Raw genomic sequence first — 17,835 nt, forward strand, 5'->3', positions numbered from 1 at the left:
CTTATGACGTCTGGTTTCGATGCTGCGCAACTTGTCTCGAAGATAGAGGCTTGGGCCCAAGAGCTTGCATTTTCGCAAATTGCGGTGGCCGGGGTCGATCTCGCGTCTGCGGAACCGGGTCTTAGGGCCTGGTTGTCGCAAGGATGTCACGGTCAGATGGATTACATGGCCCGTCACGGCATGATCCGCGCACGCCCGGCCGAGCTGGTGCCAGGCACGCTGAGCGTGATCACTGCGCGCATGGACTACCTGCCGAGGGCCACGCCCGACGGCTGGCAGCGCACCGAACTGGCGCGCCTGGATCGACCAAGCGAGGCGGTGGTGTCCCTGTATGCACGAGGCCGTGACTACCACAAGGTCTTGCGCAACCGCCTGCAACAACTCGCCGACCGCATCGCTGAGGCGGTCGGGCCTTTCGGCCACCGTGTGTTCACCGACTCGGCGCCGGTGCTCGAGGCCGAGCTCGGTGTGCGCAGTGGCCAGGGCTGGCGTGGCAAGCACACGCTGGTGCTCAACCGCGAAGGCGGATCGATGTTTTTTCTGGGCGAGATCTGCGTTGACCTGGCGTTGCCGCCGAGCGAACCCGTCTCCGAGCACTGCGGGGCCTGCAGCGCCTGCATGACCGTCTGCCCCACACAAGCTATTGTCGCGCCACAGCGGTTGGATGCGCGCCGCTGCATCTCTTACCTCACCATCGAGCACGCAGGGCCGATCCCTGAAGACTTGCGGCCCTTGATGGGCAACCGCATCTATGGCTGCGACGACTGCCAGCTGGTCTGCCCCTGGAACAAATACGCCCAGCGCAGCCCGCTGCCCGATTTCGACGAGCGCGCGGGCCTGAGCGGCACGTCGCTGGTCGAGCTGTTTGCCTGGAGCGAAGACGAATTTCTGCGGCGCACCGAAGGCAGCCCGATCCGGCGGATCGGGCACGAACGTTGGCTGCGGAACTTGGCTGTCGCCCTCGGGAATGCAGCGCGGGTGTTGACAGAGCAGCAAGATCGTCAGGTTTTGCATTCGGCGCTTTCCAGTCGGGAGCACCACCCCAGTGCACTGGTGCGTGAGCACGTAGCTTGGGCGCTTAAGCAGGGCGCCTGAATCGGAACTACTGTGACAGAAACGACGAATTTGCCCTGCGGCAACGGTATCCCCCGACGAAAGACCTTGAGTGCCAGGCTCACCGCCGAAGGTCTGGTGCTCAGCGAGGGCCGGTCTGCACACTGCCTACTATCCAGAATGTGCCACGATGCGACTGGCCATTGTTTCGGCAGTCGACGAAACAGATGATGTGAATTGGAGTGCGCGTCTTCCAACCCGCTGGACGCGCAATGGCCTACTGTCCTCGCTTGCGCCGCTCTTCTTCAAGAGCCCGCTTGCGTGCCTCTTCTTCAAGCTCTTCCTTAGTGAGGGCGCGCTTCTTCTGGCTAGGCTGACTCGTGGCTGGAGAGGGTCCATCCTTTTTCGGGGGCTGCACCGCCCGGGGTGCAGGTTGCGGTTGCGGCCGCAGCTGGGGTGTATTCACCTCACCCCTGGTCCGCGGCGATCCTTGTTCCCTTGTCGCTGGTGGCAGACCCGGCAGCGGCTGGGCTGCTTCCCTCGTGTGAGGGACCACTCGGACGGCTGGCGCAGGCACTGGCACAACGGGTTTCAGTTCCCGCCGTGTATCGGCGTCCAGTGGCTTGCCCGGCTTCCTTTCCAGTTGAGGTTGCTGCGCGGCCACGCCTGGATGCGCTGCGGGTGGAGCCGTGCGAGCGACGACAGGCCGCTCAAACACATGGGACGGGGGTTGGCTGCGCTGGTCGCCTGGGCCACGCACGCTTCGATCGGTGGGTATCACCGGCGGCGCGATCACCATCGGTACGCCGTTGGTCGTACCCGTGGCCACGGGCAGCGAGTCTCTGCGCACCGACCGCGATTGAGAGAAAGTGGTCTTCGGAACAGCGATGACGGCACCCGGTATCTGCCGGTTGATGTAGGGGAGGTTGGGGACGCTGGTGGTGTTGAAGTAAGTGTTGATGACGGTGGTGTTGATGACCGTGTTGCTGATGTTGATGTTCGAGAAATAGTCAAGGCTCACGGGATACGCCGGCAGGTAGACCTCGCTCGGAGCCAGCGGAAACCATGCGATGCCATCGACGAAGCCACTCGAAATCGTGATCTGGAAGCTGGGACCGCCCACGAACACCACCAAAGCAGGAGCGTAGTAGGCGCGGGTGCGAATGGGTCCCGGCACCCAGCCCCAACGCCCTCGAAGATGCGCCCACCTCCCGTAGTGGGTCACGGCGAAGCCCCAGGGCGCTTCGTCTACCCACGTCCAGCCCCAGGGGTCGATCCACACCCAGTGCCCGTCCCGGTAGGGAGCCCAGCCGACCACCACCTGATTCGGAAACCAGATGTGGCCGTAGGTTGCGTCAACGCGCCAAGTGCCGTAGGCGTCCAGATCCTGGTAGCCGATGACGTAGGGCGACACATACCGGGCAGAGACAGATATGTCGAACGCCCGATCGCGATCACTGGCCCAGCGATCGAATGCGTCTGCATCCGAGACGGCGATGGCCTGCACATCCCGCAGACCTGTGCCAGAAAACCGATACGCCTGCCGCTCATCGAGCGTGTAGGCTGCACTCTCGCCAAATACCTCTACCTCGCCTCTGCGGACGAAAACGGCGGTCGCATCACGATAGGAGTCCACTTCAATCCGGAACTCGCCAGGCTGCCGAAGCGTCAGGGCGAGATTGGGCGTGTCGACCTCGATCATCTGGCCGGGCTCAAGACGACGCACTCGGACATTCAAGACGCCCTGCGTCAGCTGAAACTGGGCGATCTGGTCGTCGAGGTTGAGAATGGAGACGCTGGTACCGGCGCCCATGCGAACAACCGCGCCACCGATCTGGACTTCCATGCGTGCCGCTGGCTCTGTCCACAGGCGGTCGCCGATCGTCAGTGGCCGGTTGAGCGACGCCTGAATCCATGCAGACTCGCCGGCTGGCGAAAAACTGACCGCTCCGCTCACGTAGCCTACGCGCGCGACGCGTGATGGCGGATCGGCGTTCGCCCAGCCGCTGAACACCAGCATGGTGAGGGAGGCCAGTAGGACCACGAGCCGGTGCAGAAGCGTTTGCCAAGGCATAGAGATTCCTATGAAATGGGGCAGGGTGACTAGATCTGATGTTGTTCGTCGCCCAGAAGCGGCGGCGCGCCGCCAACCATGATCCCGCCCACGCCAACCCACACGGGGAGGTTGACTGGTTGCTTTATGGGTTCAAGCATCGGCTGCTCCTTGTGATGAAGAGGATGCAGGGGATGGAGAACATCGCCGGCAGCCATGGCAGCAGAACGAAGTTTGTGCTCACGGGCGCACGACAATCTCGTTCCTGACGGCCTTCACGCCGTTGACCTCCCGAGAGATCTTTTCGGCGGCGTCTCTTTCAAGCTTGTTCTTGGCGAAGCCCGAGAGCATCACCGTACCGTTCAAGGTCTCGACGCTGATCGACGTGCCGGCAACACGCTCATCTCTCAGCAGGCGGGCTTTCACTGAAGTGGTGATGGCGGAATCGTCTACGTAGGAGCCTACGGTTTCCTGACCGCGCACGACAGCGCAACCCGGAATAGTGAGCAAAGCCACGGCAGCAACGGCAGCGGCAAGGCTAGTGCGAATGAACATGGTCATACTCCTTAAAAAGTAAACCGACAGATGGGCGATCTGCGATCAAGGAAAGAGCATTCAAACCGCCCCATATATTCACCCTACAGGCAAATGCACGATGTCCTGTTGATATCTGTCAATGCTTTTTCTCGGGAACGTCGCGCGGCGGTCGGCTCGCAGTCATCCGTATTCGACAAACGTAACCGTTGCCCTGGCGCCTGCTTTCCTGCTACGCCCTGCATGCAACGGATGTGAGCGTGAGCTGCTCCTGCGTCCAGGGCGCAGGCGCTAGTGCGATGCCAAATGGGCCTATGTTTTCGTCCTGCCTGGGCTGTCAGCCCTGACCGGTGCCTTCCTCAAGCGTAGCGCTGCCGCAATTCCCGCTTGAGCAGCTTGCCACTGGGGTTCTTGGGCAGCGCGTCGGTGAACACCACACGCTTGGGCGTCTTGAAGTGCGCCATGTGCTCGCTGCAGTGCGCCATCACCTCGGCCTCGGTCAGCGCGTGGCCGGTCTTGAGTACCACGATCGCTGTGACCGCCTCGACCCACTTCGCGTCGGGCAGGCCGACCACTGCCACCTCGCTCACCGCAGGCAGGCGGTAAATCATCTCCTCCACTTCGCGGCTGGCCACGTTTTCGCCGCCGGTCTTGATCATGTCTTTCTTGCGATCGACCACGCTGATGTAGCCCTCGTCGTCGATCATCGCGAGATCGCCGCTGTGGAACCAGTCGCCATCGAACGCGGCCGCCGTGCGCTCAGGATCGTTGAAGTAGCCCAGCATCAGGTGCGGCGATCGGTGCACGATTTCACCAACCTCATTTACCGCCACGTCCTGCATCGCGTCGTTCACCACCCGGGTTTCCACGTTGAGCACCGCTTTGCCGCAAGAGCCCGGTTTGCGTAGCTGGTCTTTGGGCGCCAGCATGGTGGCCAGCGGGGCGATTTCTGTCTGACCATAGAGGTTCCACAGACGCACCGCCGGCAGCCGTTCTGCTAGCTCCTTGAGTACCTCCACCGGCATGATGGACGCGCCGTAGTAGCCTTTGCTCAGGTGTTTCAGCTTGTCCGCGACCAGCAGCGGAGAGCGCAGCAGCGCGATCCACACGGTGGGCGGCGCAAAAAAGCTGGTGATGCGGTGCTGCTCCAGCAGCGGCAGCAGGTTCTCTGGCGTGGGCTTGGCGGTGATCACATTGCTGCTGCCGATGTAGATCGCTGGGCCAAAGAACACGTCAAGCTGCGCACAGTGGTACAGCGGCAACGCGTGTAGCGCCACATCGGCCTCGGCGATCTCGGCGTTGACCACGCAGCTCACGTATTGCCACAGCACCGCGTCGTGCGTGAGCATCGCGCCTTTCGGGCTGGCCTCGGTGCCACTGGTGTAGACGATCTGCGCGAGATCCTGGCTTTGCAGCGCCACCGGCGCCAGCGAGTGGCTGCAGGCTGCGAGTTCGTCGAAGGGGTGCATGCCGGCAACCGGCTCGGCGGGGTCTTCGCTGGGCAGCCAGACGAATTGCTTGACTTGCGTATCCAGCGCTGCGGCGGCGCGCGCCAACTCGGCCAGGCCGCTGTCAGTGGCGAGGGTGCGGGCGCCAGCGTGGCGCAGGATGTAGGCGACCTCGTCGGCTTTCAACATGAAATTGATCGGCACCAGCACCGCGCCACAGCGCGCCAGCGCAAAACGTAAGGCCGCAAAGCCATGCGAGTTGCGCGCCAGCACCGCCACCTTCTCGCCCTCGGCCACGCCGATGTGCTGCAAGCCCGCAGCGAGCCGTGTCACCAGCGCGTTGAAGTCGGCGTAGGTCCAGCGGGTGCTGCCACAGACGATGGCGGTCTTGGCCGGCAGGCGCTGGGCCGTTCGGTGCAGGGCGTCGGCAATGGTTTGGCGGCGTACGAGCGGGGAGACGTTGTTGCGTTCTGTTGGACTCATGGGGTAGGGCGGCTTCAGAGCTACGACAGGTGCGAAAGTGAATCGATTGAACGCGATCTGCGCCCAGTTTCCATGGGTGTTTTCACCAGCACAGATGCCACCCATATCTGGGGGACTATCATGGCCACATGGACCCTATCTCCAGTGCACAAAACTCCCTGAGCCAGTGGGGTGCCCGGGTGCGTTCAGCCTGGTTTGCCTGGTGGCATGTGCTGCTGCTCGGGGCGCAAATTGTGGTGCTCGCCCTGTCGCCGTCGAGCTATCGGCATGGTGAACGGCGCGCTGCAGTGCTGCGCAATCTGTACCTGGCCACCGCACCGCTGCTGACCTGGTTCCTGGTGCTGTCGGCGCTGGTCAGCGTGGTGCTGATCCGCATTGTTGTCGCCACAGCCTACAGCTACGGGCTCACGCAGTACGCGCTGGAAGTGCTGGTGCGCACCCTGGTACTAGAGCTGATTCCGCTGTACGCGGCGCTGTTCGTGGCCTTGCGCTACGCCATGCCCGGTGCTCAGGTCGTTCGCAAGAAACTCTCGGACCAGCACCGGGCCGGCGGCGAGGTAAACGAGCAGGCTTTGCTGCGCGGCGAGTTGCTGCCGCGCTCCCTGGCCGCAGTGTTCTCCGTGCTGCTGCTCGCGGCCCTGAGCTGCGTGGTGGCGCTGGTGCTGACCTACCTCACCGTGTACGGCTTTTCGCCATGGGGTCTGCCGGCATACACCCGAAGCGTGGGCGGCGTCTTCACGCCAGCGGTCACGCTTATCTTCACCCTCAAGACCCTTTTCTTCAGCATGGCTGTGGCGGTGGTGCCCCTTGCGGCCAGCGCCCAGCGCGATAGCCAGGGCCGCTACAGCCGCCGCAGTGACATTTCGGAATTCGCGCGCCTTTTCTCCGTGGTGCTGCTGATCGAGGTGGTGTCGCTGGTCGGCAATTACTATTGACATCCATGAGCACGACCAGCGAACTGCCGCCGTCTTCGACAGGCTCGGGACTGCCACCCGATCCGCAGCCGCCAGTGAAAAATCTGGAGGTCAAGGCCGCTCTCTTGCTGCTGCTCATGCTGGTGATGGTGCTGGGTTCGGCCTTGTACGTGCTTTACGCTCGTGGCGCCTTCGAGCGTACCCAGCGCCTGGTGCTGATTTCCGACGACTCCGAAGGCGTCGTGGTCGGCATGGACATGACCTTCGCCGGATTTGCCATCGGACGGGTGGCACGAATTGAACTCGGGCCCGATGGCAATGCGCGCATTTTGATCGATGTGCCCGAAAAGGACGCGCGCTGGCTGCGCACCTCCAGCATCTTCACCATGGAGCGCAGTCTGGTCGGCAGCACGCGAATCCGCGCCTACAGCGGTGTGCTCGAAGATCCGCCGCTGCCGGACGGTGCCGAGCGTCAGGTGTTGCGCGGTGATGCCTCGGCCGAAATTCCCAGGCTCACCGCGTCGATCCGCGACCTGCTGGACAACTTGAACGATCTCACCAAGGCCGGTGCGCCGCTTTCACAAAGTCTGGTCAATGTGCAGACTGTGACCGAAAAGCTCAACGGCCCGCAGGGTGCCATGGGTGTGCTGTTTGGCAACGAAGACGACGCGAAGAAGGTCGCTGTCACCCTGGATCGCGCCAATGCGCTGCTGGCCCGTGCCGATACCCTGACCGCCCGGCTCGACACCCTGGTGGCCAATGCCGACCGCCAGGTGTTCGGCACCGGCGCAGCGCCCGGACAGGGCGGTCTGGTGACCGATGTGCGCGCCACGGTGCAGCAGCTCAACGGCCTGCTGGGCGAAGCGCGCGGCAGTCTGCAGAAGGTGGACGCGTTGCTGGTGGATGCGCAGGCCATCGCGAGCAACACCCGAGAGGCGACAGTGGACCTGACCGCGTTGCGCGCCGAGGTGGAGGCCAGCCTGCGCAAGGTGGATGGTCTGGTGAACGAGATCAACCGTAAATGGCCATTCGCGAGAGACACGGAGATTCGGCTTCCATGACCACCACCGCGCAGATTTCGTCGCTACCCCCTCAAGGATGCGATGCCTGCGGCCTGGCGAAGCCGGTTCCGCGGCATGCTGGGCCGCCGTCACCTCGGACGCGATCAATCCGATTTCCTCAAATGGTGACGACGCTCCGTTGTTCTGTTGGTGTGTTGGCGTTGGCGATGGGAGCTTGCTCCAGCACACCACCGCCACCCGATTGGCAGATGAACGCCAAGGGCAGCGCAGATCGCGCGACTGAGGCCTGGCTCAGGGGCGACAGCCCAATCGAGGCAGTTGAGTTCGCTCGGGCTCGCGCCGCAGTGGCAAGCACTGGCCGACTCGACCTGGTTGCGAGGCTGGAGTTGCTGCGGTGCGCCACACACGTAGCGGCGCTGGACTTTGCGCCCTGTACCGGCTATGACGCAATCGCGCAGGATGCTACCCCGCTAGAGCGTGCCTATGCGCGCTACTTGATGGGGGCTTCCCAGGCGACTGATGCAGCTCTGTTGCCTGAGGCCCATCGAGGTCTGGCGGGTGGTTCTTCCGCTCCTGAGACTGCACTCGCGGGCATCCAAGACCCCTTGTCGAGCCTCGTCGCTGCAGGGGTGCTACTTCGCCGCGGCCAGGCCACCCCCGGTGTGATAAGCCAAGCTGTGGACGTGGCCTCAGCACAAGGCTGGCGTCGGCCTTTGCTGGCCTGGCTCAAGCTTCAACAACAGCGAGCACAGGCGGGTGGTGCGACGAATGAGGCAGCGATTCTGCAACGGCGCATCGATTTGATCGCGCCGCCCCGGAGTCGCTGACCCAATCAGTTCACCTTACCGATCCTCTGCAGGGTCTCCAGCATGGCCTTGGCGTCGTTCTGGACAAATTTGTCGAATTCAGGCAAGTCCTGAAACTGGAATGAAGTGCCCGCGCCCGTCAGGACCTGGATGGTTTTTGGATCTTGCGCGGCGATGCGTGCCGCTTCGCGCAGCTTTGTGATCACGGCTGGCGGCGTGCCCGCGGGCACAAAGATACCCGACCACTGGGAGTAGTTGATTGGCACGCCGAGTTCTCTCAAGCTGGGCACATCGGGCAACGTGGCCAGCCGGCCCTCTCCCCAGTGGGCCAGTGCGCGCATCTTGCCTGCCTTGATCTGGCCTGCCACGCTGGCCGGGCCGCTTGCAAGTGCATCCACCTGCCCGCCCAGCAGGCCGAGAATGGCCGGACCCGCACCGGTGTAGGGCACATGCAGCAGAAAGCTACCGGTGGCGCCCTTGAGCTGCTCCATCGGGACATGCATGGTGCCGTAGTTGCCAGAGGAACCGAAGGTCAGGCTGCCAGGGTTGGCCTTGGCGAAGGCAATGAATTCGGCAAAGGTTTTCCAGGGGCTGTCGGCGCGCACCACCAGCACGGTGGGGTCAGCGGTCAGGCGCGCAATGGGCTGGAGCTGCGACAACTCGAACTGCGGCGGACGGTTCAGTAACCTATCGGCTTCTGGCAGCACGACCACTGAAGACAGACCCAGCAGGATGTTGTAGCCGTCGGCATTGGACTTGGCCACCTGTCCCATGCCAATCGCACCCCCGGCCCCGGCGCGATTGACCACCACCACCGGCTGGTTGAGGTGCCTGGCCATGGCTTCGGCCACCGGTCGGCCCACTGTGTCGGCCACGCCGCCGGGTGGGAACGGGATCACCATGGTCACGGGTTTGGTGGGATAGGCGTCCTGGGCCATGGCTGTGCCTGCCAGGGCGCCCAGTGCCAGTGCGAGGGCGCAGAGTTGTCGCAAGTGTGTTCGCATGTTTGTCTCCATGGTGTTGTGATGAGCTGTGATTGGGGTGAAAAAGCGCTTCAGACGAACTGGTTTTCGAGCGTGCCGATACCGTCAATCTCGATGCGGACCACGTCGCCTGACTTCAGGAAGCTTGGTGGGTTCAAGCCCATGCCCACACCTGCTGGCGTGCCGGTGGCGATCACATCGCCCGGGTAGAGGGTGATGCCACGCGAGATGGTTTCGATCAGCGTTGGGATGTCAAATATGAGGTCTTCTGTGCGCCCGTCCTGCCGCGCGGCTCCGTTGACCCAGCAGCGCACACGGGTGTGCTGCCCATCGAGTTCATCGGCGGTCACGATCCAGGGCCCCATCGGGCAGAAGGTGTCGAAACTCTTGCCCATGTCCCATTGCTGGTGGCGCATCTGGACGTCGCGAGCGGTGACGTCGTTCACGATGGTGTAGCCGAAGACATGGTCCATCGCAGACTCGCGCCCGATGTTCTTGCCACCTTGGCCGATCACCACCGCGAGCTCTGCTTCGTAGTCGATCTGCACTGACACTGCCTCACCGGGGAGGCGGACCTCATCCCCGTTGGCGATCACGCATTCGGGCACCTTCGTGAACACGATGGGCCAAGCAGCCGGGTTGGCGTTGTTGCCCTTGAAGACGGAGCCTTGGAGCTCCTTGGCATGCTCGTGGTAGTTGCGGCCCACACACCATAGATTGCGCCTGGGCAGCGGCAATGGCGCCTCCAGTCGAACCGAATTCACCGGCAGCGCGGCCCGCGTGCTGACCGGCCACGGCGCGCCCGCCGCATGCGCCTCGATCAATGGCAGCACACCGCGCTGGGCGTCGGCAAGATCCAGGGGAGTAACGGTTTGACCGTCTGGCGACACCAGGCCAACTTGACGCTGACCCTGGTGAACAAAGGTGGCAAAACGCACGTGCGCTCCTGTAAAGGGTGGAAAAAGATACCAATAGGTACCAAGAGATACCAGGCCACGATGCTAATCATTTGCGAACACAGTTGTAGGCGGGTTTCCCCTTGGGCTGGAATGACTGGCGACATTGGTATCAATTGGTATACTGCCGCCCATGGATGCCGCGACCGCCTTGCAAGAGTCTCTTCGTGAAAAGCTGCGTGGAGGCCGATGGCGTTCAGGCGAACGGCTGCCGACCGAGCGCGAACTGGCCGAGTCCTTCGGCGTGAGCCGCACGACGGTGCGCAAGGCCTTGCTGGGCCTGAAGCAGCAGGGCTGGATAGCGCAGACAGTGGGCAGTGGTACGTTCGCGACTGATCTGGTGCGCATGGACAAGGTGTTGCCCGGGAGTCCCGAGTCCTCGCAACACACCAGTCCTGCCGAATTGATGGAAGCCAGACTGGCCTGGGAGCCGGCGATCATCGATCTGGTGGTGCGCAATGCCAACGCCGCAGATTTCCATCGCCTGCTGGCCTGCTGCGAAGAGGCTGAGGCGGCCACCTCGCTGGCGGCGTTCGAGCACTGGGACGGAGAACTGCACCAGGCCATCGCAGATGCCGCGCACAACAGCTTCGTCTCGCGGGTGTTTGACCTGATGAAGGCGGTGCGTGCCCAAGGGGACTGGGGCCAGCTCAAGAAGCGCAGCCTCACGCCCGAGCGTCGGCTGGCCTATCAGGCCGAGCACCGCGCGATCGTGCACGCCCTGTGTGACCGTGATGCTGCTGGTGCGCGAGAGACGACGCTGGCGCATCTCATGCACGTGCGGCGCAACCTGTTGGGCAGCTGATACCGGACAAGCCTACTGGCGCAGAATCCCCAGCGCAAATGGCAGGCTCAGCATGCCGAGCATGGTGGACAGGGTGACGAGTCCGGCCACATAGGCGCCGTTGTAGCCCATGCGCGCGGCCAGTACGTAGCAGGTAGAGGCGGTGGGCACGGCAGAGAACATCAGCAGCACAGTGGTTTGCACCGCATCGAGACCAAAGAGCCAAGCGAAGCCGAAGGCCATGAGCGGCATGGCAAGGTGCTTGATGCCCAGCATCAGCAAGCCCATCGTCTTCGCAGCCTTCAGCGAGCTGAACTGCATACCGGCACCGGCTGCCATCAGACCCAGCGCCAGGGCGGCCTGGCCGATGCGGGTCACGGTGGGGTCCAGCCAGGGCGGGATGCTGAAACCCAGCAGGTTGGCCAGCAGTCCAGAGGCGGTGCCAATGATGAGCGGGTTGCGCAGCAGCTCGCCGACGAAGTGCTTTTCCGCGTGGCGTGCCATGGGCCATACGGCAGCCGTGTTCAACAGAGGCACAGTGACGCCAATGATCACCGCAATGAGTTGCAGGCCTTCTGGGCCGGCGACTTTGCTCGCCAGCGCCAGCGCGATAAAGGAGTTGAAGCGAAACGCTACTTGCGCGCTGGCGGCGTGCAGGCGCAGGTCGAACCGTTTGCCTAGCCAGGGCCAGTGAGGCAGCGAGTACGACAGAGCGATGCCGCCTGCAGCCAGACAAAGTGCCGCGCCGATTAGACTGGAGGTGGCGCCGAGCTCCAGAGGGCTTTTCAGGATGGCCTGAAACAGCAGCACAGGGAACAGGAAGTAGTAGACCAGGCTGTCGATCGAACTCCAGACCCCGCGGTTGAGTGCCGTGAAGCGGCACACCAGGTAGCCGATCAGGATCAGCGAGAAATCGGGGAAAAGCAGCTGGGCAAAGTTCACCGATTGAGGTTACCTGATCGGTGGCGGCCCATCCGGCGCCACTGTCGCCTCAGCGCAGCGGCGCAGCGGTCTGCACGCATGGTGTGAGCAGGGTGATGTCACCGTCTGATGGCAGCAGGCTGCCCAGCGGGACGCAGCCCGCTGCGGTGCACCAGTCGTAGTCCGCGGTGTAGGCGGACCTGGTGAGCCGCAGACCGTCCGGTGACCAGGTGGTGGGCGTGTATTCGTACCAGCCGTTGCGCAGCACCGCGTCGGCGGGGGGCTCCATGCCGGCGGCCGAACCGCGGATGCGGGCACTCAGCGCCTTGAGCGTGGGTGGAGCGCCCGGCACCACCGCGTAGTCCTCTTCCCAGCGCACCTTCTCGATCGAGTGGGTCCAGGCCAGGGTGAAGCGCTCGCTGGGTACGAAAACCGGCGCCGTCGCCGGCCCTGCAGCGGCGATCGCCAAGCACACGCCCAGCAGCGCCATGGCGCTCAAGCGGTCACGGCGCGCTGCGCCCGTGTGCGCCAGAAATGCCAGCCAATGAACACGGCGACCGCGCCCAGGCCGATCTCGTCGGTCAGCGGCAGGGCGACGATGAGGAAGCTGGCCGAGCCAATAGCGACGATGCGTTCAGCCCAGTTCAGCGGGCCAAACAGGTAGCCGATGGCGCCAGCGCCCCACATGGCGATCGCCACCAGGGCCTTGAACACGATCCAGCTGGTGTCCACCCAGGTACCGTCTTGCAGCATGAGCGCTGGCGCGTACACCGCCATGAAAGGCACGATGAAGCCGGCAATGGCCACCCGGATGGCCTGCATGCTGATCTTCAGCCCGGTCTCGCGCGCAATGGGCGCTGCGGCAAAACAGGCCAGCGCCACCGGCGGCGTGAGGTCGGCCATGATGCCGAAATAGAACACGAACATGTGCGAGACGATGAGCGGCACGCCCAGCTCCAGCAGCACCGGCGCGGCCAGCGAGCTGGTGATGATGTAGTTCGGAATGGTGGGGATGCCCATGCCCAATACCAGACAGGTCAGCATGGTGAGCAGCAGCGCCAGGAACAGGCTCTCGCGCCCGATGGCGATGATGTGACCGCCGAGCTCAGCCGCCACGCCAGTGAGGTTGATCACACCGATGATGACACCGACCAGCGCGCAGGCAATGGCCACCGGCAGTGCATGGCGCGCGCCATCCACCAGCGCCTTGACGGCCAATGCGCGCGCATCACCACCGACCTTGCGGATGTAGGTCAGTGTCACCAGCACCAGCGTCACCACAAAAAAGGCGATCACGCCAAATTCCAGAAAACCTGCGCAGGCCAGGCCCAGCAGCACCCAGAAGAGCGCGCGCAAGGGCGTACCTTGAACGCCTCCGATGACGGCCGCACCGAAGATCAGGATCACCGTCAGCGCCAGGCCCACCGAGCCAGAAAACAGCGGCGTGAAGCCGGAGAACAGCAGCGCCACCAGACCAGCCAGCGGAATCAGCAGGTACCAGCGCTCGCGCACCGCGGTCCAGGGGTTGGGACATTCTTCCTTGGGCAAGCCCACCAGCCCTTTGCGGCCCGCCTCCAGGTGCACCATCCAGAACGCGGTGACGAAGTACAGGATGGCGGGAATCAGCGCCGCCTGCACGATGTCGATGTAGGGCACGTTGATGGTCTCGGCCATGATGAAGGCCACGGCCCCCATCACCGGTGGCATGATCTGGCCGCCCATGCTGGAGGTGGCCTCCACGCCACCCGCAAACGCCGGGCTGTAGCCAAAGCGCTTCATGAGCGGAATTGTGAACTGGCCGGTGGTCACCACGTTGGCCACACCCGATCCGTTGATCGTGCCCATGAGGCCCGAGGAGATCACCGACACCTTGGCCGGGCCGCCGCGCGTGTGGCCCACGGTGCCCATGGCGAAGTCGTTGAACAGCTTGATCATGCCGGCCTGTTCGAGGAAGGCGCCGAACAGGATGAACAGGAAAATGTAGGTGGACGACACATAGGTGGGTGTGCCGTACAGGCCTTCGGTGCCGAAGCTGAGCGTGCTCACGATCTGGTCCACACCATAGCCCCGGTGCGCCATCATGCCGGGCAGATGCTGACCAAACAGCGCATACGCCAGGAACATGGCGCAGATCAGCGGCAGGCCCCAGCCCATGACGCGGCGCGCCGCCTCGAACACCAGCACGATCAGGATCACGCCCACCACCCAGTCTGCGGTGGTCAGTTCACCCGCGCGCAGCGTGAGGTCGGCCTCGAACACCCACTGGTACAGACCGGTGAGAAAGCCCGCGATGCCTAACACCCAGCCGAGCGCACGCCACAGCCCATTCTTGCCATCCATGGGCGGGTACAGGCTGAAGATCATCAGCAGCACAAAGCCCACGTGGATAGACCGGATCACCTGGCTGGACAGGGGATGGAACGAAGCCATCCAGATCTGGTACGCGGAGAAAGCGATGGCGACCCAGAACAGGGCGCCGCGCACGGCATTGGCTTGGGGTTGATCGGCTTCGTTCATGGGGAAATATCCGGAAGGGGCTGATGGGGAGCCCACGTGACAACGGCCCCGGGTGGGGCCGCTGACGGGAAGGGCGCGCAGCCGCAGGGCTCCAGCGCACCGGCCAGGCTTACTTGATCAGGCCCACTTCCTTGTAGTACTTCTCGGCACCGGGGTGCAGCGGGATCGGCATGCCCTTGATGGCGTTCTCGCGCTTGATCACCTTGGCTGCATTGTGTGCGGCGTACAGGGTGTCGAGGTTGTCGTACATGGCTTTGGCCATGCGGTAGGCCATGTCATCGGACACGTCGCTGTGGGTCACGAGGAAGTTCGCGATGGCGGCGGTCGGAATCGCTTCGGTCTGGCCGGTGTAGGTGTTGGCCGGGATCATGGCTGGCTGGTAGGCCGCATCACCCACCTTGGCCACCACGTCGGCGGGCACGGGAACCACCACGATTTTGATCGCGGTGGACAGGTCGCGGATCGAGGCCACGCCAAGGCCGGCGGACTGCAGGGTGGCGTCGAGCTGGCGGTTCTTCATGAGCTCCACCGATTCGCCAAACGGCAGGTACTCGATCTTGGCCATGTCGCTGTAGGCCATACCAGCGGCCTTGAAGACGGCGCGCGCGTTGAGCTCGGTGCCCGACTTGGCCGCGCCCACGGAGACGCGCTTGCCTTTGAGGTCAGCCAGTGTCTTGATGCCGGAGTCTTCGCTGGCGACGATCTGGATGTAGTTGTTGTAGGTGCCCGAGAGGCCGCGCAACTTGTCCAGCTTCTTGGGGAAACCGGCTTCGGCCTCACCCTTCCAGGCGTTGGAGACGGCATCGCCCAAGGCCACAGCAAGCTCGCCCCGACCAGCTTGCAACAGGTTGAGGTTTTCGGCCGAAGCCTTGGTCACCTGTGCGGTGGCGCGCACGTTGGGGATGTCTTTGGCAAAAATTTGCGACAGTGCCACGCCCATGGGGTAATAGACGCCGCTCTGGCCGCCGGTGAGCACGTTGATGAATTGTTGCTGCTGGGCCACTGCCGCGCCAGAGGCAACGGCGGCTGCAAGGCTGAGCCCCAGACCGACTTTGTGAAGCAAACGCATGAAGATGTCTCCTGAAGGTGAAAGGGAAGCAGACGGGCAGAATACCCCAATTGCCTTCATCGACTACCCCGGGAAACGCGTAGTGGCCGGGTCGGGTTTTCCCCGAGACGCACATCCCTCCACGACCTCGTCAACATGGCACGTCATCACGATTCCACCCATCCAGAAGTTGCCGTTGAACGTTCGCCGGAAGCCCTGGCAAGCGAGGCCAGCGCGGGGGCGTTTGTCGATGCGCTGTGGCTGGAGGAAGGCCTGTCACGCAACACCCTGGACGCCTACCGGCGTGACCTCACGCTGTTGGGGCAATGGCTGGCGCCGCGCGGACGCGCCATCGCGCACGCCACCGAGGCCGACATCAACGCCTACTTCGCCGAGCGCCATGCCCAGACCCGCGCCACCACGGCCAACCGCCGTCTCACGGTGTTCAGGCGCTTCTATCGATGGGCGCTGCGCGAGCGCCTGGTGAGCGCCGACCCGACGCTTCGACTGCTCGCGGCGCGCCAGCCGCTGCGCGTGCCCAAGACGCTGAGCGAGGCACAGGTGGAGGCGCTGCTGAACGCGCCCGACACCAGCACGCCGCTGGGCCAGCGCGATCGCGCCATGCTGGAGTTGATGTACGCAAGCGGCTTGAGGGTGAGCGAGCTGGTCACGCTCAAGACCTACCACGTTGGCCACAACGAGCAGGTGTTGCGCATCACCGGCAAGGGCAACAAGGAGCGTTTGGTGCCGTTTGGACAGGTGGCTGGACATTGGCTGCAGATCTGGCTGGGTGAGGGGCGGCGCGAGGTACTGGCCGGTCAGCAGAGCGAAGACCTGTTTGTTACCTCGCGCGGTACGCGCGCTGGTGAAGCCATGAGCCGCGTGATGTTCTGGAACCTGGTGAAGAAGTACGCGCAGCAGGCGGGCATCACCGTCGCGCTGTCACCCCACACACTGCGCCATGCGTTTGCGACCCATTTGCTCAACCACGGAGCCGACCTGCGCGTGGTGCAGCTGCTGCTGGGCCACGTCGACATTTCTACCACCACGATCTACACCCATGTGGCGCGAGAGCGGCTGAAAAGCATCGTGGCGCAGCACCACCCGCGGGGGTGATGGTCAGCGCGGGGCAGCCATGCGCTCGCGGCGCGCGGCATCTTCGTCGCGCGCATCGTCGATCTCCCGCATCACGCTGGCCAGGTCCACTTCGCCTGGGGCCCGCGTGTATTGGCCGGTCAGCACCGAGTCCAGCCCGAGCAGACCCGCCTGGTACAGGCTCCAGATCTCAGGCCCGTAGGCCGTTCGCTTGAGTGCGGGTGCAAACTGGCCAAAGAAGTCGCGCAGGTTGGCCACGTCGCGCATCAGCATGCGCTGGGCGTGGTTGTTGCCGGCGGCGTCCACCGCCTGCGGCAGGTCGATGATGACCGGGAAGTCCACGCCATCGGCTTCGCCCGAGTGGGCCAGCAGGATGTTGAATTCGGACAGGTCGCCGTGCACCACGCCCGCGCAGAGCATGCGCACGACCTCACCGATCAGCGTGGCGTGGTGAACCAGGGCCTGTTCGGGAGTAAAGGCCACATCGTTGAGGCGCGGCGCGGCATCGCCATCGGCATCGGTCACCAGCTCCATCAGCAACACGCCGTCAAAGAAGTTGTACGGCTGCGGCACGCGAACGCCGGCGGCGGCCAGGCGATACAGCGCATCCACCTCGGCGCTTTGCCAAGCAGCCTCTTGTGCCTGCCGGCCGAACTTGCTGCCCTTGGCCATGGCGCGCGCCTGACGGGAGTTTTTCACCTTGCGGTTTTCGGTGTAGTCAACCGCCTGGCGAAAGCTGCGGTTGTTGGCCTCCTTGTAGATCTTGGCGCAGCGCGTTTCATCGCCGCACCGAACCACATAGACCATCGCTTCCTTGCCACTCATGAGCTGGCGCACCACCGAGTCGATCAGACCCTCTTCGATCAGGGACTGCAGGCGGGGGGGCGCCTTCATGCGGGCAACCGGACGGGGTCAGCGCCGCTCATCGGGCCACCACCGACCAGCCCGCCTTCAGGTTGTTTTTGTCGTTCTCGCTGTCCCAGTGCGTGCCGCAGCGCTCGCACTGGTACTCGGTGATCGTCACCTGCCCATGGCGGCGCGGCTCCTTGCGGTTCAGGCCCTGGCGCAGTTCGGGGTGGCCAGGCGCCTTGCGCCAGTTTCGCTGGATGCCGGCGCAGGCTTCGCACAGGGGCGCGGGCTGGTCTGGGTCGCTTGGGGGTGTGTGGGTGGCCATGTGGATTCGGGAAATTGAAATGGGGTGGGACGGGTGGGCGTAGG

The 17,835-nt window shown here is 63.9% G+C and carries 16 protein-coding genes; 5 read left to right on the forward strand and 11 right to left on the reverse strand.

Annotated elements, in window-relative coordinates:
- The first annotated feature begins 3 nt into the window (after window positions 1–3).
- Entirely contained in the window at window positions 4–1,095 is a 1,092-nt protein-coding gene (queG, locus tag GPT34_RS06195) for a tRNA epoxyqueuosine(34) reductase QueG (protein WP_291010386.1), read from the forward strand.
- Window positions 1,096–1,330: 235 nt separating this feature from the next.
- Here queG and GPT34_RS06200 read toward each other — a convergent pair whose 3' ends face one another.
- The 3 genes from GPT34_RS06200 to GPT34_RS06210 form a co-directional block, all read right to left on the reverse strand.
- Entirely contained in the window at window positions 1,331–3,073 is a 1,743-nt protein-coding gene (locus GPT34_RS06200; RefSeq protein ID WP_291010387.1) for a DUF6600 domain-containing protein, read from the reverse strand.
- A gap of 273 nt (window positions 3,074–3,346) precedes the next feature.
- On the reverse strand, window positions 3,347–3,661 hold the full coding sequence (locus GPT34_RS06205) for a BON domain-containing protein (RefSeq protein WP_291010388.1): 315 nt from the start codon (window positions 3,659–3,661) through the stop codon (window positions 3,347–3,349).
- 338 nt (window positions 3,662–3,999) lie between these two features.
- A complete protein-coding gene (locus GPT34_RS06210) occupies window positions 4,000–5,571 on the reverse strand; it encodes an acyl-CoA synthetase (protein WP_291010389.1) in 1,572 nt (523 codons plus the stop codon).
- 128 nt (window positions 5,572–5,699) lie between these two features.
- Here GPT34_RS06210 and GPT34_RS06215 point away from each other — a divergent pair, with 128 nt between their 5' ends.
- Entirely contained in the window at window positions 5,700–6,506 is an 807-nt protein-coding gene (locus GPT34_RS06215) for an ABC transporter permease (RefSeq protein ID WP_291010390.1), read from the forward strand.
- 5 nt (window positions 6,507–6,511) lie between these two features.
- The gene (locus GPT34_RS06220) at window positions 6,512–7,546 is read left to right on the forward strand and encodes a mammalian cell entry protein (RefSeq protein ID WP_291010391.1); all 1,035 of its coding nucleotides are present in this window, start codon (window positions 6,512–6,514) and stop codon (window positions 7,544–7,546) included.
- 793 nt (window positions 7,547–8,339) lie between these two features.
- On the opposite strand, the gene GPT34_RS06230 is transcribed toward GPT34_RS06220, so the two are convergent.
- Together GPT34_RS06230 and GPT34_RS06235 are read right to left on the reverse strand one after the other, a co-directional pair.
- The gene (locus tag GPT34_RS06230; RefSeq protein WP_291010392.1) at window positions 8,340–9,317 is read right to left on the reverse strand and encodes a tripartite tricarboxylate transporter substrate binding protein; all 978 of its coding nucleotides are present in this window, start codon (window positions 9,315–9,317) and stop codon (window positions 8,340–8,342) included.
- Between the two features lie 50 nt (window positions 9,318–9,367).
- On the reverse strand, window positions 9,368–10,234 hold the full coding sequence (locus tag GPT34_RS06235; protein ID WP_291010393.1) for a fumarylacetoacetate hydrolase family protein: 867 nt from the start codon (window positions 10,232–10,234) through the stop codon (window positions 9,368–9,370).
- A 151-nt stretch (window positions 10,235–10,385) separates the two neighbouring features.
- Here GPT34_RS06235 and GPT34_RS06240 point away from each other — a divergent pair, with 151 nt between their 5' ends.
- Window positions 10,386–11,057 carry a GntR family transcriptional regulator gene (locus GPT34_RS06240; protein ID WP_291010394.1) on the forward strand — a complete coding sequence of 224 codons (672 nt, stop codon included), beginning with the start codon at window positions 10,386–10,388 and terminating at the stop codon, window positions 11,055–11,057.
- Window positions 11,058–11,069: 12 nt separating this feature from the next.
- Here GPT34_RS06240 and GPT34_RS06245 read toward each other — a convergent pair whose 3' ends face one another.
- The 4 genes from GPT34_RS06245 to GPT34_RS06260 all read right to left on the reverse strand — a co-directional run bounded on the left by GPT34_RS06245 (window position 11,070) and on the right by GPT34_RS06260 (window position 15,543).
- The gene (locus GPT34_RS06245) at window positions 11,070–11,978 is read right to left on the reverse strand and encodes an AEC family transporter (protein ID WP_291010395.1); all 909 of its coding nucleotides are present in this window, start codon (window positions 11,976–11,978) and stop codon (window positions 11,070–11,072) included.
- A gap of 49 nt (window positions 11,979–12,027) precedes the next feature.
- Window positions 12,028–12,447: a DUF1850 domain-containing protein gene (locus GPT34_RS06250; protein WP_291010396.1), complete on the reverse strand. Its 420-nt coding sequence runs from the start codon at window positions 12,445–12,447 to the stop codon at window positions 12,028–12,030.
- A 5-nt stretch (window positions 12,448–12,452) separates the two neighbouring features.
- Entirely contained in the window at window positions 12,453–14,474 is a 2,022-nt protein-coding gene (locus tag GPT34_RS06255; protein ID WP_291010397.1) for a TRAP transporter permease, read from the reverse strand.
- 109 nt (window positions 14,475–14,583) lie between these two features.
- On the reverse strand, window positions 14,584–15,543 hold the full coding sequence (locus GPT34_RS06260) for a TAXI family TRAP transporter solute-binding subunit (protein ID WP_291010398.1): 960 nt from the start codon (window positions 15,541–15,543) through the stop codon (window positions 14,584–14,586).
- A gap of 135 nt (window positions 15,544–15,678) precedes the next feature.
- On the opposite strand from GPT34_RS06260, the gene xerD reads away from it, so the two are divergent.
- Window positions 15,679–16,638: a site-specific tyrosine recombinase XerD gene (xerD, locus tag GPT34_RS06265; protein WP_291010399.1), complete on the forward strand. Its 960-nt coding sequence runs from the start codon at window positions 15,679–15,681 to the stop codon at window positions 16,636–16,638.
- A 3-nt stretch (window positions 16,639–16,641) separates the two neighbouring features.
- On the opposite strand, the gene GPT34_RS06270 is transcribed toward xerD, so the two are convergent.
- Both GPT34_RS06270 and GPT34_RS06275 read right to left on the reverse strand, forming a co-directional pair.
- Window positions 16,642–17,511: a PA4780 family RIO1-like protein kinase gene (locus GPT34_RS06270; RefSeq protein WP_291010400.1), complete on the reverse strand. Its 870-nt coding sequence runs from the start codon at window positions 17,509–17,511 to the stop codon at window positions 16,642–16,644.
- 28 nt (window positions 17,512–17,539) lie between these two features.
- Entirely contained in the window at window positions 17,540–17,791 is a 252-nt protein-coding gene (locus GPT34_RS06275) for a hypothetical protein (RefSeq protein ID WP_291010446.1), read from the reverse strand.
- Window positions 17,792–17,835: the final 44 nt, after the last annotated feature.

Source organism: Hydrogenophaga sp., from assembly GCF_011390835.1.
Lineage (GTDB): Bacteria > Pseudomonadota > Gammaproteobacteria > Burkholderiales > Burkholderiaceae_C > Hydrogenophaga.

Excerpts from the sequence above, each read along its gene's own strand:
- queG (WP_291010386.1), top strand. The coding sequence starts at position 4 with ATGACGTCTGGTTTCGATGCTGCGCAACTTGTCTCGAAGATAGAGGCT.
- GPT34_RS06200 (WP_291010387.1), bottom strand. The coding sequence starts at position 3,073 with ATGCTGGTGTTCAGCGGCTGGGCGAACGCCGATCCGCCATCACGCGTC.
- GPT34_RS06205 (WP_291010388.1), bottom strand. The coding sequence starts at position 3,661 with ATGTTCATTCGCACTAGCCTTGCCGCTGCCGTTGCTGCCGTGGCTTTG.
- GPT34_RS06210 (WP_291010389.1), bottom strand. The coding sequence starts at position 5,571 with ATGAGTCCAACAGAACGCAACAACGTCTCCCCGCTCGTACGCCGCCAA.
- GPT34_RS06215 (WP_291010390.1), top strand. The coding sequence starts at position 5,700 with ATGGACCCTATCTCCAGTGCACAAAACTCCCTGAGCCAGTGGGGTGCC.
- GPT34_RS06220 (WP_291010391.1), top strand. The coding sequence starts at position 6,512 with ATGAGCACGACCAGCGAACTGCCGCCGTCTTCGACAGGCTCGGGACTG.
- GPT34_RS06230 (WP_291010392.1), bottom strand. The coding sequence starts at position 9,317 with ATGCGAACACACTTGCGACAACTCTGCGCCCTCGCACTGGCACTGGGC.
- GPT34_RS06240 (WP_291010394.1), top strand. The coding sequence starts at position 10,386 with ATGGATGCCGCGACCGCCTTGCAAGAGTCTCTTCGTGAAAAGCTGCGT.
- GPT34_RS06250 (WP_291010396.1), bottom strand. The coding sequence starts at position 12,447 with ATGGCGCTGCTGGGCGTGTGCTTGGCGATCGCCGCTGCAGGGCCGGCG.
- GPT34_RS06255 (WP_291010397.1), bottom strand. The coding sequence starts at position 14,474 with ATGAACGAAGCCGATCAACCCCAAGCCAATGCCGTGCGCGGCGCCCTG.
- GPT34_RS06260 (WP_291010398.1), bottom strand. The coding sequence starts at position 15,543 with ATGCGTTTGCTTCACAAAGTCGGTCTGGGGCTCAGCCTTGCAGCCGCC.
- xerD (WP_291010399.1), top strand. The coding sequence starts at position 15,679 with ATGGCACGTCATCACGATTCCACCCATCCAGAAGTTGCCGTTGAACGT.
- GPT34_RS06270 (WP_291010400.1), bottom strand. The coding sequence starts at position 17,511 with ATGAAGGCGCCCCCCCGCCTGCAGTCCCTGATCGAAGAGGGTCTGATC.
- GPT34_RS06275 (WP_291010446.1), bottom strand. The coding sequence starts at position 17,791 with ATGGCCACCCACACACCCCCAAGCGACCCAGACCAGCCCGCGCCCCTG.